Here is a 15,877-nt window from a genome sequence, read left to right as displayed (position 1 = left end):
GGCCAATAGCAGACATTCGCTTACGCGAGTCCGCTATATCCACTTTTCAAAACGTCAAAACTTCCGCGCCCAGCTTCCGAACATCACATCACCGACGTAGATGCCTGAAAAGGCTGAACGCTCCTGATCCAGACGCTCTTGCAACGCTTCGATTTCTACCTCTTCTGCACTGGCTACCCCTAACGCAATGATTCGCGGCAAGCACGCTCGAACAATAGCGCCGAGTCCGTAGGGTATTCCCTTAGCGCATCCCTGCCCCTTGCTGATACTCCCGCGGCGTACAACCAAACTCCCGTCGAAACACCGTGTGCAAATACTGCGCAGACTTAAACCCACAACTGCGCGCCACGTCGGCAATCACCGAGTCAGTATTTTTCAAGCCGCTGGTGGCCGCTGCCAATTTGAAACGCAAAATCTCGTCATGCACGCTACAGCTTCGCTCCGCACGAAAATGCGCTTCAAGTGACGAACGCGACACACCGACATACGCCGCCACCTGCGCCGTTTTGATGCCCTGGCAAGCATATTGGCGAATAAACAAAAGCGCTTGCATGACATAGGGATTGCCCAACGGCTGGTGCAAGCTCGACACCTGCACGTTGACCGCATCCGGCGGGATCAGGATTTGCGTGCCGGTGGACGGCATGCCGTGCAGCATCTGGTGAAGCAATTGCGCGGCGGTACGGCCCATGGTTTCCGTGCCCTGAATGACTGAACTCAGAGGCACCCGGGTCAGGCTGCGGGTCAGCGGATCATTGTCGATGCCAATCAGTGCCACTTGCTCCGGCACGGCAATGCCGGCGGTCAGGCAGGCTTGTAGCAATTGCCGGGCGCGGGCGTCGCTGACGGCGATGATGCCGATGGGTTTGGGCAGGCTGTGCAGCCAGGCGATCAACTGTTCGACGGCGCTGTCCCAGAGCGGCGCGCTAGTGCCCATGCCGCGATAGATTTCGCCGTGCAGACCGTCGCGCTTCATCAATTTGCGAAAGGCTTTTTCGCGCTCTTGCGCCCAGCGATTGGCTTGCGCTTCCGGCAGGCTGAAACAGGCAAAACGTTGCAGTCCCGCCTCGATCAAGTGCGTGTAGGCCAGTGTCATCAGCGCGTTGTTATCGGTGGCGACGTAGGGAATCGCTTTCGGATAGGCGCATTTATCCTCGTACGAGCCCCCTACTGCTACCACCGGCATCTGGATATCGGCCAGCGCCTCGCCAATCAACGGATCGTCAAAATCGGCAATGATCCCATCTCCCTGCCAACGCTCTATGCCTTTCAAGCGACAGAGAAAATCCTCTTCGAGAAACAGGTCCCAGGAGGCCCGAGTGCTGCTCAGGTAGTTGCCGATGCCGCTGATGATGCCACGGTCGTAGATCTTGCTGCCGTTGAACAACAAAGCGATGCGGTGAACAGGCGGTACGGTTTTCATTGTTTTTATGCTTGTTCAAGGCCCCTTGTCACAGAGGCGATTGACACAGACTAGGCGCCTGGCCGGAGAAGCTCAATACGCAAAATCGCACTCGGTGTTGATGTTTTTCATAATCAGCGAGCACAGGGCCGTTGCTAGTATCGAGACACCGCCAAGAACAACAAGGACAAGGTCCATGCAGTATTTCCCCGATGTCGATGCGATTCGCTACGAAGGCCCGGATAGCGATTCTCCCCTCTCCTTTCGTCACTACGACGCCGACAAACTGATCCTCGGCAAACCCATGCGCGAACACCTGCGCATGGCTGCCTGTTACTGGCACACGTTCGTCTGGCCGGGTTCCGATGTGTTCGGTGCTGGGACGTTCAAGCGCCCTTGGCAACACGCCGGCGATCCCATGGAATTGGCGATCGGCAAAGCAGCCGCCGCCTTCGAGTTTTTCTCCAAACTGGGTATCGACTATTACTGCTTCCATGACACCGATGTCGCCCCGGAGGGCAGCTCTCTCAAGGAATACCGCAACCACTTCGCGCAGATGGTTGATCACCTGGAGCAACACCAGGAAGCCAGCGGCATCAAGCTGCTGTGGGGGACCGCCAACTGCTTCAGCAACCCGCGTTTCGCTGCCGGCGCCGCGAGCAACCCCGATCCCGAAGTGTTCGCCTGCGCCGCTGCCCAGGTGTTCAGCGCCATGAACGCGACCCATCGCCTGAAAGGCGCCAACTACGTGTTGTGGGGTGGTCGAGAAGGCTATGAAACCCTGCTCAACACGGACTTGAAGCGTGAACGCGAACAACTCGGACGCTTTATGCGCATGGTGGTCGAGCACAAGCACAAGATTGGTTTTACCGGCGACCTGCTGATCGAGCCCAAACCGCAGGAGCCGACCAAGCACCAATACGATTACGACAGCGCCACCGTGTTCGGCTTTCTCCAGCAGTTCGGGCTGGAGCACGAAATCAAGGTCAACATCGAGGCTAACCACGCGACCCTGGCTGGGCATAGTTTCCATCACGAGATCGCGACGGCCGTCTCCCTTGGGATTTTCGGTAGCATCGATGCCAATCGGGGTGATCCGCAAAACGGCTGGGACACCGACCAATTCCCCAACAGCGTCGAAGAGATGACCCTGGCCACCTATGAAATCCTCAAGGCCGGCGGCTTCAAGAATGGCGGTTTCAACTTCGACTCCAAGGTGCGCCGGCAAAGCCTTGATCAGATTGATCTGTTCCATGGCCACGTCGGCGCGATGGACGTGCTCGCCCTGTCGCTGGAGCGCGCAGCGGCCATGGTCCAGAACGACGAGCTGCAACGGCTCAAGGATCAACGTTACGCCGGTTGGCAGCAGCCGTTCGGCCAGGCGGTGATGGCCGGTGACTTCAATCTTGAGTCGTTGGCGGAGCACGCGTTCACCAACGAGTTGAACCCGCAAGCCGTCAGCGGCCGCCAGGAAATGCTCGAGAACATCGTTAACCGCTACCTCTATCGCTGATCGCTACGAGGATCTGCCGGCGCTTCGACGCTGTGACAATTGCACGACAATTCTGTGCCTGCGGCGTCTGCGGATTCTCTACAGTTTTACCAGCCCGATACTCATCGTCAGGCCGTGTCTTTCCAACAACAATAAAAGGACGCCCCACTATGAAGAACGTAAAACGCACGCTGTTGGCCACTGCCCTGGCGCTGCTGTCACTGCCGGTGATGGCTGACGCTGCCCACCCGAAAATCGGTTTTTCCATTGATGATCTGCGTCTGGAACGCTGGTCGCGTGACCGTGACTACTTCGTCGCGGCGGCTGAAAAAATGGACGCCAAGGTATTCGTACAGTCGGCCGATGCCAACGAGCAAAAACAGATTTCCCAGATCGAAAACCTGATTTCCCGGGGCGTCGATGTCATCGTCATCGTGCCGTTCAACGCTACGGTGCTGACCAACGCGGTGGCCGAAGCGAAGAAAGCCGGGATCAAAGTCGTCTCCTACGATCGACTGATTCTCAACGCTGATGTCGACGCGTACATTTCCTTCGATAACGAAAAGGTCGGTGAGATGCAGGCCAGCGGCGTGCTGAATGCCGCGCCCAAAGGCAACTACTTCCTGCTCGGTGGTGCGCCCACCGACAACAACGCCAAGATCCTGCGTGAAGGCCAGATGAAAGTGCTGCAACCGGCCATCGACAAGGGCGATATCAAGATCGTCGGCCAACAGTGGGTGAAGGAATGGAACCCGACCGAAGCGCTGAGCATTGTTGAAAACGCCCTGACCCGCAACGACAACAAAATCGACGGCATCGTCGCCTCCAACGACGCCACGGCCGGCGGCGCGATCCAGGCACTGGCGGCGCAGCAGTTGGCCGGCAAGGTGCCGATTTCCGGGCAGGACGCTGACCTTGCTGCAGTCAAGCGAGTGATCGCCGGCACGCAAACCATGACCGTGTACAAACCGCTGAAACTCATCGCTACCGAAGCCGCCAAGCTCTCGGTGCAACTGGCGCGCAACGAAAAACCCGCCTTCAGCTCGCAGTACGACAACGGCAGCAAAAAAGTCGACACCATCCTGCTCACGCCAACCCCGCTGACCAAGGACAACATCGACCTGCTCGAACAGGACGGCTTCTACACCAAGGCGCAAATTGCCGGGAAGTGATCACATCACAAATCTCCGGTGATGCGAAAACCCTTGTGGGAGCGAGCCTGCTCACTCCCACAGGTTTCGTGGTGTGTGAGTCTTTGATATACGAGCCCTGTCCATGTCCGACTATCTGCTGCAAATGAACGGCATCGTCAAAACCTTCGGCGGTGTCAAAGCGCTCAACGGCATCGACATCAAGGTCAGGCCCGGCGAGTGCGTTGGCCTGTGCGGCGAGAATGGCGCCGGCAAATCCACGCTGATGAAGATCCTCTCGGCGGTCTACCCCCACGGCACCTGGGACGGGGAAATCCTCTGGGACGGGCAACCGCTCAGAGCCCAATCGATCAGCGAAACAGAAGCTGCCGGCATCGTCATCATTCACCAGGAGCTGACGCTGGTACCCGATCTGTCGGTGGCTGAAAACATCTTCATGGGCCACGAACTGACGCTGCCCGGCGGACGGATGAATTACCCGGCGATGATCCACCGCGCCGAAGCGCTGATGCGTGAATTGAAAGTCCCTGACATGAACGTTTCGCTGCCAGTGTCGCAGTATGGCGGCGGCTATCAGCAACTGGTGGAGATCGCCAAAGCCCTGAACAAAAAGGCGCGCCTGCTGATCCTCGACGAGCCTTCATCGGCCTTGAGTCGTTCGGAAATCGAGGTGTTGCTGGACATCATCCGCGACCTCAAAGCCAAGGGCGTGGCCTGCGTCTACATCTCGCACAAGCTCGATGAAGTGGCCGCCGTGTGCGACACCATTTCGGTGATCCGCGACGGCAAACACATCGCAACCACCGCCATGGCCGACATGGACATTGCGCAGATCATCACCCAGATGGTCGGGCGTGAAATGAGCAACCTCTACCCCAGCGAGCCACACGACATTGGCGAAGTGATTTTCGAGGCCCGGCACATCACCTGCTACGACGTCGACAACCCCAAGCGTAAACGGGTCGACGATATTTCCTTCGTCCTCAAGCGCGGGGAGATCCTCGGTATCGCCGGGCTGGTCGGTGCCGGCCGCACTGAACTGGTCACCGCGCTGTTCGGCGCTTACCCCGGTCGCCACGAGGGCGAAGTCTGGCTCGATGGCCAACCCATCGACACGCGCACGCCGCTCAAATCAATCCGTGCCGGCCTGTGCCTGGTGCCAGAGGACCGCAAACGCCAAGGCATCATTCCGGACCTGGGCGTCGGCCAGAACATCACCCTCGCCGTGCTGGACAACTACTCAAAACTCACCCGCATCGATGCCGAAGCCGAACTGGGCAGCATCGATCGGGAAATCTCGCGCCTGCACCTCAAGACCGCCAGCCCGTTCCTGCCGATCACTAGTCTGTCCGGTGGCAATCAACAAAAAGCCGTGCTGGCGAAGATGCTGCTGGCCAAGCCCCGGGTGCTGATTCTCGACGAGCCGACCCGAGGCGTGGACGTCGGCGCCAAATACGAAATCTACAAGTTGATGGGCGCGCTGGCCGCTGCCGGCGTGTCGATCATCATGGTCTCGTCGGAGCTGGCCGAAGTGCTCGGCGTTTCCGACCGCGTGCTGGTGATCGGCGAAGGCCAGTTGCGTGGCGACTTCGTCAACCATGAATTGACGCAGGAACAAGTGCTCGCCGCCGCCCTTAGCCAGTCTGGCAGGCATAACAATAATGATCGGAAATCCGCGTAAATGAATCAGGTCAAACAACTGTTCACCCGCTACAAAATGCTCGCATTGGTGTTTGCCGTGGTGCTGATCTGGCTGTTTTTCAGCTGGCAGACCGAGGGCGGATTCCTGACCCCGCGCAACCTCTCCAATCTGCTGCGGCAAATGTCGATTACCGGCATTCTTGCCTGCGGCATGGTGCTGGTGATCATCAGTGGCGAGATCGATTTGTCGGTCGGTTCATTGCTCGGCCTGCTCGGTGGCCTCGCGGCGATTCTTGATGTGGTCTACCACATTCCGCTGTTGGCGAACCTGAGTCTGGTCGCCTTGTGTGGCCTGATGATCGGCCTCGCCAACGGCTACATGACGGCTTACCTGCGCATCCCCTCGTTCATCGTCGGCCTGGGCGGCATGCTGGCTTTTCGCGGGATTTTGCTGGGGATTACCGGCGGCACGACCATCGCACCGGTGTCGCCGGAGCTGGTTTACATTGGCCAGGGTTACCTGCCCCACGCGATCGGCACAGGCCTGGGCATTCTGTTGTTCGCGCTGACGGTGTTCCTGACCTGGAAACAACGACGCAATCGCGCCCTGCACGGCCTCGCGGCGCATTCATTGGTGCGTGATTTTATCCGCGTGTTGGTGATCGGTGCCGTGCTCGCCGCTTTCGTGCAGACGCTCAACAGCTACGACGGCATTCCGGTGCCGGTCTTGTTGCTGCTGATTCTGCTCGGCGTGTTCAGCTACGTGACCAGTCAGACTGTGTTCGGCCGGCGCGTGTATGCCGTGGGCAGCAATATGGAAGCGACGCGCCTGTCCGGCATCAATGTGCAGGCGGTGAAGCTGTGGATCTTCGGGATCATGGGCGTGATGTGCGCCCTCGCCGGCGTGGTCAACACCGCACGCCTGGCCGCCGGTTCGCCTTCGGCCGGGAGCATGGGCGAACTTGATGCCATCGCCGCCTGCTTCATCGGCGGCACCTCGATGCGCGGCGGTTCCGGCACGGTGTACGGCGCCCTCCTCGGCGCGCTGGTCATTACCAGTCTGGACAACGGCATGTCGATGCTCGATGTCGACAGCTATTGGCAGATGATCGTCAAGGGCAGCATTCTGGTGTTGGCGGTTTGGGTGGATGTGAGTACGCGGACCGGGCGCCGTTGAGCCGCAGGCATCACGCAGTGGTCGCGGCCGCCGGGCTGAGAATTTCCATCAGGAAATCGATAAACACATTGATCCGGCTGGACCCACGGTGATTGGGTAAATACAGCGCGTTGATGCACGTGCTGGCACTGCCGGGATTGACCTCGTAATGCTCAAGTAAGCGGGTCAACCGGCCGGCTGCCACGTCGTCGCGCACCAGCCAGTCAGCCAGCAGCGTCACCCCGCCGCCACCGATGGCAGCTTCGCGCAGGATGTCGGCGTTGTTGCTTTGCAGGCGCCCATGGACATTGAGTTGAATGGGCGCGTCTTCATTCTGAAAGGTCCAGTGCTGGTGTGTGCCGCCGTAATCGAAACGCAGGCACTGATGCTCGAGCAAATCCCTTGGGTGACCAAGCGCCGCGCTACGCGCCAGATACGCCGGACTGGCCACCACCCAGCGTTCGAACTGCCCCACGCGTTTGCTGACGATGTCTTCACTGACCACCGACGACCCCAGCCGCACCGAAACATCGATCTGCTCGCTGAGCAGGTCGCTGACCTGATCGCTCAGCGACAGACTGATCTCCAGGCCCGGATGCCGCTCCAGCAAGCGACTCAGGTGCGGCGCGATCAGGCGTCGCCCGAACTCCACCGGCACGCTGATGCGCAAACGGCCCTGCGCTTCGGCGCCACGATCGGCGACGACGGCATCGGCTTCGTCGATCGCGTCGAGAATCGCCACGGCTTTTTCAAAATAGGTCTGGCCGGCAACGGTCACGCTGGTGTTGCGCGTGGTGCGATTGAGCAGGCTCGCGCCCAGTTCGTGTTCCAGCCCGGCCACTTGCCGTGTCACTGACGACGTTGATATCCCGAGTTTGCGCGCTGCCGAGGAATAGCCTCCGCAGCGCACGGTTTCCACAAACATCTTCAGTGCCAGCAACTTGTCCATAAGCGGAGTCCGGTCGAAAGGGAACGCGGATGATTGTGCATCACTGTTCCCCCCTCGTCTTGTACCGCCGTGCTTGCCCGCACTCGCCGGTTGTTCAGACATCGGCCTGGCGACTCAGGAACAAGCCAAGCGCCAGCGCTGGCAACAGCGCCACAGCGACGGCGGACAGGTTCCAGCCGAAATGCTCGTACAACGGGCTCGCAACCAGCGACCCCAGCGCGCCGCCGACGAAAATACTGGTCATGTACACGGCGTTCAGGCGCGCACGGCTGTGCGGATCGAGGGCGTACACCTCACGCTGGCCGAGCACCATGTTCAATTGCACGGCGAAATCCAGCAGCACCGCGCACACCACCAGCCAGACATAACCGCTGCCCGGGAGCGCGGCGATCAACAGCGAAACCGGCGCCAGCAGCAATGCGACCAGCGTGCCGCGACGACCATGCCCGGCATCGGCCAGACGTCCGGCAATCGGCGCGGCAATGGCACCCACCGCACCGACCAGCGCGAAGATCGCGACTTGTGCCTGAGTGAAGCCGTGGTGACGCATCAGTTCAATCGGCGCGAGGGTCCAGAACAGACTGAAACTGGCAAACAACAGTCCTTGATACAGCGAGCGCTGACGCAACAGCGGATAGCGCCGGGCCAAGGCAAACACCGAACCGATCAGCGCGGCATACGTGGCTTTATGCGTCGGCAACCGGCGCGGCAGCGCCACCGCAGTGATCAGCGCGATGACCGCCATCAGGGCCGCAGCGCTGTAAAACACCCCACGCCAGCCGAACACTTCAACCAACAGGCTCGACAGTGGCCGCGACAACAGAATGCCCAGCAACAGACCGCTCATGATATTGCCGACAACGCGGCCACGGCTGGCCTCGGGCGCCAGGTGCGCCGCCAGCGGCACAAGGATCTGCACGGCAACCGAGGTCAGGCCGATGAGCAAAGACAACAGCAGGAACATCGACGGCGAATGGGTCAGCCCGGCGCACAGCAATGTGACGCTCGCCGCCAGGGTGAAACCGACCACCAGCCGGCGGTTTTCCATCAGGTCGGCCAGCGGCACCAGCAGCAACAGGCCCAGCGCGTAGCCAAACTGCGTGAGCGACACGATCAGGCTGGCATTGGCGCTGGACAGACCGATCTGCGGTGCAATCAGTTCGACGATCGGCTGTGCGTAATAAAGATTGGCCACGACCGCGCCACAGCAGAATGCCAGGAACGCGACCATCAGGCCGGAAAGTGAAGTTGGCTGTTCGGCGCTGGCCGCAACGGCCGGATTGCCCGTAAGCATGATGACACCTCATTGAGTTCAGGAAAGTGCTGCCAAGGCTACGGCCCTGTGGCGATGCGCAGAATCCACGCGGCGGGCAATGCACTGATGCGTCCTGCGCAACGGCGCAGGCGTTGCTTCTCGCGCAACGCGCTGTTGCGTGCGCCGCTGATTCTCCAACGCTGGTGGTTTCTCTACGCTTTGGCCCCTGGCGTCGTCGTCCCCAGCGGTGCCCTTCCCCGGCTGTTACAAGGAGCGTTGTCATGACCCGTATCCGATCCGTTCTGCCATTGCCTGCCGCGTTTTTCTCAGTCCCATGAACAGCTCATTTCTGAAGTCCAGAACGCTATGGATCAGCGTGGCCGTCGTCGCCGTGCTCGGCCTGACCGGCGCCATATGGCTGATGTGGCGCCCGGCAATTACACCGATCGAGCGCCCGACAATGTTCGATACTGCGCAGTTGCAACGCGGTGCGCGGGTGGTCGAGGCCGGCGATTGTGCGGTGTGCCATACCCGCCCCGGCGGTGAATATCTGGCCGGCGGGCTGCCGCTGGTAACGCCGTTCGGCACGCTGTACAGCACCAACATCACCCCGGACGTAGAGACCGGTATCGGCCAATGGTCGCTGCCGGCCTTCGAGCGGGCGATGCGTCAGGGCATTGCTCGCGATGGTCACTTGCTCTATCCGGCGTTCCCCTACGTGCACTACCGGCGCATGAGCGCAGCAGACATCGCCGACGCTTATGCCTACTTGATGAGCGGCCCTGCCGTACACGCGCCGGCCGAGCAGAACCAGATGAACTTTCCGATGAACATTCGTCCGTTGGTGGCGTTCTGGAACCTGCTGTTCCTGCACGGTGAGCCACTGACGCCGCTGGCGGGGCGCAGCGAAGCGTGGAATCGAGGGCGTTATCTGGTCGACGGTCCGGGCCATTGCGCTGGCTGCCATTCGCCGCTGAACCTGATCGGCGCGGAAAAATCCTCGGAATATTTGCAAGGCGGCAGCGTCGATGGCTGGCAAGCGCCCGCGTTGGTCGGTATGGGCCAGCGCGCCAACCCGTGGAGTCGCGCGCAACTTGTCGGCTATCTGCGCGCCGAGATCGTCGATGGACACGGCACACCCGCCGGGCCGATGCGTCCGGTCAGCTTGAGTCTGGCCCGCTTGCCCGCCAGTGAAGCCGAGGCGATTGCCGAATACCTGCTCAGTCTGGAAAACCCGCCTTCGGTGACAGAGACGACGGCGAAGACGCCTGCCAGTGAAGCGGCAGACCACTCGACCGGCACCCTGCTCTTCAGCAGTGCCTGCGCCGGCTGCCATGGCCCGGCGGCACCGATGCGCACCATCGATGGTCGCCCGGGGTTGCAAAACACCTCGGCGCTGCAAGCGGCCAGTTCGCGCAACTTCCTCAAAACCGTGCTTGAAGGCTTGCCCGCCACGCCAGGATCGCCCGGCCCACTGATGCCTGCATTTGCCGCCAGCCTGGACAACGCGCAACTCGGCGCACTGGCCGCGTATCTGCGTCAGCAAGCCAGCCCCGATCAACCGTGGGCCGACCTCTCTTCCACTATTGAAGCGTTACGTCAGGAGACGAAATGAGCCAGATCATCCTCAACGTCAACGGAGCCGCGCAACCGCTTGAGCTGGAGCCGGACATGCCGCTGCTGTATGCGCTGCGCAATCACTTGAACCTCAACGGTGCCAAATACGGCTGCGGTCTCGGGCAATGCGGTGCCTGCACGGTGATCGTCGATGATCGACCGGTGTTCGCCTGCCTGACGCCCTGCGCCGGTCTCGAAGGCAAAAAAATCCGCACCGTGGAAAGCCTCGGCAGCGCGGAACAACCTGGCCCTCTGCAAGCGGCGTTCATCGAGAAACAGGCTGCGCAATGCGGCTACTGCATCGCCGGCATGCTGATGCGCGCGCAAGCGTTGCTTGAGCGTAATCGCCACCCGGATGAGGCGACCATTCGCGAATACATGGCCGGCAACCTGTGCCGCTGCGGTACGCACTTGCGGATCATCGAGGCGATCAAACAGGTGGCCGGGCACAACGGGAGCCTGACATGAGCGAGTCGAATGAACTGAATCCGAGCCGACGCGCCTTCCTGCGCGGTGGTGCGTTGCTGATGGCGTTCACCCTGCTGCCGGTCGCGCGGCGTGTGTTGGCGGATACGGAAGTCGATACGCTCGGCACCGTGGTCCTCGCGCCCGACCTGCCCGGCAGCCTGCGCACCAACCCGTTTCTCGACGCCTGGATCCGCATCGGCGCCGACGGCATTACCGTCTACACCGGCAAGGTCGAATTGGGCACCGGGGTGAAAACCGCATTGCTGCAAATTGCTGCCGAACGTTTGCAGGTGCCGGCAACCGCTATCAACCTGCTCACCGCCGACACCGCGCTGACGCCCAATGAAGGCTACACCGCCGGCAGTCACAGCATTTTCGACAGCGGCACCGCGTTGTACAACGCCGCCGCGCAGGTACGCGAAATGCTCGTCGATGCCGCCGCGCGCCGTTGGCAGGTTGATGCAGCGCTGCTGAGCACTCGCGACGGTGTGATCGAAGGCCCGGCCGCTCAGCGGATGAGTTACGTCGACGCGGTCAAGCATGTCGATGTGCATCAATATGCCAAGGCGCAGTCACCGGCGATGGCCGCCGCTGACTTCAAACTGATCGGCCATTCGTTGCCGCGCCTCGACATTCCGGCGAAGGTCAGCGGTGGCGCAGCATTCGTCCAGGACATGCGCCTGCCGGGCATGCTGCATGCGCGGGTGATCCGCCCGCCCCGTCCGGGCTGCACGTTGCAAGCATTCGATACGGCGTCCATCGAGGCGTTGGCTGGCGTGGTCAAAGTGATCCGTGACGGCAGCTATCTGGCGGTACTCGCCCATGATGAGTGGCAAGCGATCAAAGCCATGCGCCGTGCCAGTGAGGTGACGCAATGGAGCGAGGGCGAAGCGATTCCCGAGGCGGCCGAGATTCATGGCCTGCTCAAACGCCTGCCCTCACGGCGCTATCCGATCAGCCACAGCGGCACGCCGAGTGGCGCGGCCGACACGCGTTTTCAGGCGCGGGTCACCAAGCAGTATTTGATGCATGGCTCGATCGGCCCGTCTTGCGCAGTGGCCTGGTTCAAGGACGGCAATCTCACGGTCTGGACCCACACCCAAGGCGTGTACCCGCTGCGCGCCGGCATTGCCGAAATGCTCGGTCTGCCACCTGAGCGGGTGCGCTGTATTCATACCGAAGGCTCAGGGTGTTACGGGCACAACGGCGCCGATGATGCCGCCGCCGATGCGGCATTGATTGCCCTGCGCGTGCCCGGTACGCCGGTGCGCGTGCAATGGATGCGCGAACAGGAAAATCTTTGGGAGCCGTATAGCTCGGCGATGGTCAGCGAAGTTGACGCCGGCCTCAGCCAAGGTCGTTTGCAGGATTGGGCCTACGAACTCTGGACCACGCCGCACAACGAACGCATCGTCAACGCCGGGCGTCTGCTGCCGGCACGCTTGCTCGCGCGGCCCTTCGCCTCGGCGCCCTCCGTGCCGATCGCCCAGCCCGAAGGCGATGGTGATCGCAATGCGGTGCCGCTGTACGACCTCAACTCGACGCGCATCAACATGACCTTCGTCACCCAGATGCCCTTTCGCACCTCGGCCATGCGTTCGCTGGGTGCGCACATCAACATCTTCGCTATCGAGGCGAGCATCGACGAGTTGGCGATCAGGGCCGGTATCGACGCGGTGGCGCTGCGTCTGGCCCACCTCAGCGATCCGCGTGCTCGCGCGGTCATTGAGCGTGTGCGTGATGAGATCGGTTGGCCGCAAAAAAGCAGCGAGCCCGGCGCCGGTATCGGTTTCGCCTTTGCCCGCTACAAAAACATCATGGGTTACTGCGCCATCGCGGTGAAACTTCGAGTGCATCCGCAGACCGGCGAGATCCGTATCGATCACGTGGTGACGGCGGTTGACGTTGGCCAGATCGTCAGCCCCGATGGCCTGCGCAATCAGGTCGAGGGCGGCATCGTGCAGTCCGCGAGCTGGACCCTGTACGAAAAAGTCGCCTACGACGCAGGAGGCATTCGCAGTTACGACTGGAGCGGTTATCCGATTCTGCGTTTCACACAACTGCCGAAAAAAGTCGATGTGCATTTGCTCGACCAGCCGGGACAACCCTTCCTCGGTGCCGCTGAAATCGTCCAGGGGCCGATGGCCGCCGCCCTTGGCAACGCCGTCGCCAACGCCACCGGCCGGCGCTGGCTGAACCTGCCGCTGACCCGTTCCAACCCACCCGCCTGAGCCACACCCGTGTTCATCGCTGATGAGCACGGGTGCCGTTGCGCCCTGCGCAAAACAGCGTAGCGCCGGTCACCGATTATCAGCCCCGCTGCCCCCGGTTAAGTTAGCGGCACTGGTTCGCGGCCCCGCTGCCGCGCTTGAATTCCTTCTATTGAAATATGGAGCTACCCATGACCCGTCGTCTGTTCCAACCCCTCGCACTCGGTCCTTACACCCTCGCCCATCGCGTGGCGATGGCGCCGTTGACGCGCTCACGCGCCGGCCAACCGGGCGATGTGCCGACGCCGATGAACGCCGAGTACTACCGCCAGCGGGCCAGTGCCGCGCTGATCATCACCGAAGCCACGCAAATCTCCCGGCAAGCTCAGGGTTACGCCTGGACGCCGGGCATCTACAGTCCTGAGCAAGTTGAGGCGTGGCGTGACGTCAGCGCGGCGGTGCATGAGGCCGGCGGGTTGATCTTCATGCAGCTGTGGCACGTCGGTCGGGTTTCCCATCCCAGTTTTCAACCCGATGCCGGCCTGCCGGTTGCGCCCAGCGCGCTGCCGGTGCCTGGCAAGACGTTTATCGTCGATGAAAACGGTAACGGCGTCTGGGGTGATGTGCCGGTGCCGCGCGCGCTGGAAACCGCGGAAATCGCCGGCATCGTCGAGGACTACCGCGTGGCCGCGCGCAACGCATTGCAGGCGGGCATGGACGGTGTAGAGATTCATGCTGGCAACGGTTACCTGCTCGATCAATTTCTTAACAGCAACAGCAACCAGCGTGACGATGCCTATGGCGGCAGCGTGGAAAATCGCGCGCGGTTTCTGCTGGAAGTGGTCGCGGCCGTGGCTGAAGAAGTCGGCGCCGAACGAGTGGGCGTACGCCTGACGCCGATGGGCCGCTTCATGGGCATGGGCGATGACACCCCCGAGGCCACCTTCGGCCACCTCGTCGAAGCGCTCAACCAATGGAATCTGGCCTACCTGCATCTGGTCGAGCCAGCGATGGTCGGCACAGTCAAAGATGAGAACTTCGACCCGCGCTGGGACGCGATCATTGCCCAGTTGCGCAAAGCCTGGAACGGCGTGCTGATCCTGGCGGGCGGCTACGATGCGCAATCTGCCGAACAGGCGCTGATTGCCGATCGTGCCGACATCATCGCGTTTGGCCGGCCGTTCCTGGCCAACCCTGACTTGCCGCGTAGGCTGCACGATGGTCTGACACTCAACGTGCCAGACCCAGGCAGCTTTTTCGGTGGGGATCAGCGTGGCTACATCGATTATCCATTTCACGCCTGAGCAGAAGCAGACCGCCCGCATCTCATGAATGTGTAAATCCATGGAAGCAGGGGCCGATGCGCCCCTGCCCTATCAAGTCATACGATCTCTGCGCTTAATCAAATAAGTAAAAATCCACCATAACGCTGAACTTATGCGTAGCTGTGCGTTTTCAGGTCTATTGCCCGGCGTCGCCGAATGCGATAAAACGATCTGGTTGTACGACAACCTAATAAAAACCAAGTCGTTCGAACGGCTAAAAATCCTGAGTTCTGCCATGCCTCGCCCTACCGCTACGCAAACCGTACCGCCGCCCTACCCCCGTTATCTGGCTGTGATCATTCTGTTGTGCATGGGCTGTGCGTTTGCCGGCAATCATGTGGCGGCGCGAGTCGCATTTGATGATGGTGCGGGTGTGCTGCTGGCGATTTTGATGCGTTCCGGCGGGACCTTGCTGGTGCTCGCCATCCTGGTGCTGTGGCAAAGACAAAGCCTGCGCTTGCCGGCGGGTGCCTGGCGCTGGCAGCTATTGCTGGGGTTGCTGATCACTGCACAGAGTCTGTGCCTTTACTCCGCTGTCGCACGGGTGCCGGTGGCGCTGGCCCTGCTGGTGGCGAACGTGTTCCCCATTCTGCTGGCATTGCTCACCTGGGCGCTGGGTGGCCCGCGACCGAGCGCGCGCACCGCGACGTTGATGGGTTTGATTCTGCTGGGCCTGGTGTTTGTGCTGGACGTCCCCGGGCGGCTCTCGACTGCGACAGACGTCAGTGCGCAATGGCTGACGGGCGTCGCGCTCGCGTTCTGCGCCGCCAGCGTGTTCGCCTGCGCGCTGTGGATCACCGACCACAAACTGTCTCAGGTACGTGGCTCGGTGCGCAGTCTGTTGACCATTTTCATCGTGTTCAGCAGCGTCAACCTGGCAGGGCTGACAGGTGCCCTTCCCGGCGGATTGAACCTGCCCGCCACCTCAACCGGATGGCTGGCGCTCGCCACTCTGGTGGTGCTGTACGGCACAGGTTTTATCGTCCTGTTCATTTCCGTGCCTCGACTGGACATGCCGCGCAATGCGCCGGTCATGAACATCGAGCCATTGGCAACGCTGCTGATGGGCTGGATTGTGCTGGACCAAATGCTCAGCAACGGACAGATTCTCGGTGGGGTGATCGTGGTCACGGGCATCGTGTTGCTGACTTATCGTAAATCAGTGGTCAAGGCTGAGGTTAAAGCCAGTGCGTGAGGGTTTCTCTCCAGTG

12 protein-coding genes are annotated in these 15,877 nt (G+C 61.2%); 9 read left to right on the top strand and 3 right to left on the bottom strand.

Going from position 1 to position 15,877, the window contains the following annotated elements; translation table 11 throughout:
* Nucleotides 1–241: 241 nt before the first annotated feature.
* Nucleotides 242–1,423 carry a XylR family transcriptional regulator gene (locus AB4N44_RS02130; RefSeq protein WP_150774233.1) on the bottom strand — a complete coding sequence of 394 codons (1,182 nt, stop codon included), beginning with the start codon at nt 1,421–1,423 and terminating at the stop codon, nt 242–244.
* A gap of 175 nt (nt 1,424–1,598) precedes the next feature.
* On the opposite strand from AB4N44_RS02130, the gene xylA reads away from it, so the two are divergent.
* From xylA to AB4N44_RS02110, 4 genes are all read left to right on the top strand, one after another.
* Nucleotides 1,599–2,915: a xylose isomerase gene (gene xylA, locus AB4N44_RS02125; protein WP_460110473.1), complete on the top strand. Its 1,317-nt coding sequence runs from the start codon at nt 1,599–1,601 to the stop codon at nt 2,913–2,915.
* Nucleotides 2,916–3,064: 149 nt separating this feature from the next.
* Nucleotides 3,065–4,066: a D-xylose ABC transporter substrate-binding protein gene (gene xylF / locus AB4N44_RS02120; protein ID WP_007913194.1), complete on the top strand. Its 1,002-nt coding sequence runs from the start codon at nt 3,065–3,067 to the stop codon at nt 4,064–4,066.
* Nucleotides 4,067–4,169: 103 nt separating this feature from the next.
* Nucleotides 4,170–5,726 (top strand): D-xylose ABC transporter ATP-binding protein, encoded by a 1,557-nt coding sequence (gene xylG, locus AB4N44_RS02115; protein ID WP_460110474.1) that lies wholly within the window; start codon nt 4,170–4,172, stop codon nt 5,724–5,726.
* Nucleotides 5,727–6,863 carry a sugar ABC transporter permease gene (locus AB4N44_RS02110; protein ID WP_460110476.1) on the top strand — a complete coding sequence of 379 codons (1,137 nt, stop codon included), beginning with the start codon at nt 5,727–5,729 and terminating at the stop codon, nt 6,861–6,863.
* 10 nt (nt 6,864–6,873) lie between these two features.
* Here the strand turns inward: AB4N44_RS02110 and AB4N44_RS02105 are convergent, their stop codons facing one another.
* Both AB4N44_RS02105 and AB4N44_RS02100 read right to left on the bottom strand, forming a co-directional pair.
* On the bottom strand, nt 6,874–7,791 hold the full coding sequence (locus AB4N44_RS02105) for a LysR family transcriptional regulator (RefSeq protein ID WP_460110477.1): 918 nt from the start codon (nt 7,789–7,791) through the stop codon (nt 6,874–6,876).
* Nucleotides 7,792–7,885: 94 nt separating this feature from the next.
* Nucleotides 7,886–9,085 (bottom strand): MFS transporter, encoded by a 1,200-nt coding sequence (locus AB4N44_RS02100; RefSeq protein WP_460110479.1) that lies wholly within the window; start codon nt 9,083–9,085, stop codon nt 7,886–7,888.
* Between the two features lie 337 nt (nt 9,086–9,422).
* On the opposite strand from AB4N44_RS02100, the gene AB4N44_RS02095 reads away from it, so the two are divergent.
* From AB4N44_RS02095 to AB4N44_RS02075, 5 genes are all read left to right on the top strand, one after another.
* A complete protein-coding gene (locus AB4N44_RS02095) occupies nt 9,423–10,661 on the top strand; it encodes a c-type cytochrome (protein WP_460110481.1) in 1,239 nt (412 codons plus the stop codon).
* Entirely contained in the window at nt 10,658–11,131 is a 474-nt protein-coding gene (locus AB4N44_RS02090) for a (2Fe-2S)-binding protein (RefSeq protein ID WP_460110483.1), read from the top strand. The genes AB4N44_RS02095 and AB4N44_RS02090 overlap by 4 nt, the downstream gene beginning before the upstream one ends.
* Complete coding sequence (locus AB4N44_RS02085) at nt 11,128–13,362, top strand: xanthine dehydrogenase family protein molybdopterin-binding subunit (RefSeq protein ID WP_460110484.1); 2,235 nt, start codon at nt 11,128–11,130, stop codon at nt 13,360–13,362. The genes AB4N44_RS02090 and AB4N44_RS02085 overlap by 4 nt, the downstream gene beginning before the upstream one ends.
* Nucleotides 13,363–13,532: 170 nt before the next feature.
* Nucleotides 13,533–14,645 (top strand): alkene reductase, encoded by a 1,113-nt coding sequence (locus AB4N44_RS02080; RefSeq protein WP_460110485.1) that lies wholly within the window; start codon nt 13,533–13,535, stop codon nt 14,643–14,645.
* 256 nt (nt 14,646–14,901) lie between these two features.
* On the top strand, nt 14,902–15,861 hold the full coding sequence (locus AB4N44_RS02075) for an EamA family transporter (protein ID WP_150751409.1): 960 nt from the start codon (nt 14,902–14,904) through the stop codon (nt 15,859–15,861).
* The last annotated feature ends 16 nt before the right edge of the window (nt 15,862–15,877 follow it).

The sequence above is a fragment of the Pseudomonas sp. S3_C06 genome (assembly GCF_054667675.1).
This window is presented reverse-complemented; position numbering and strand designations above follow the sequence as displayed.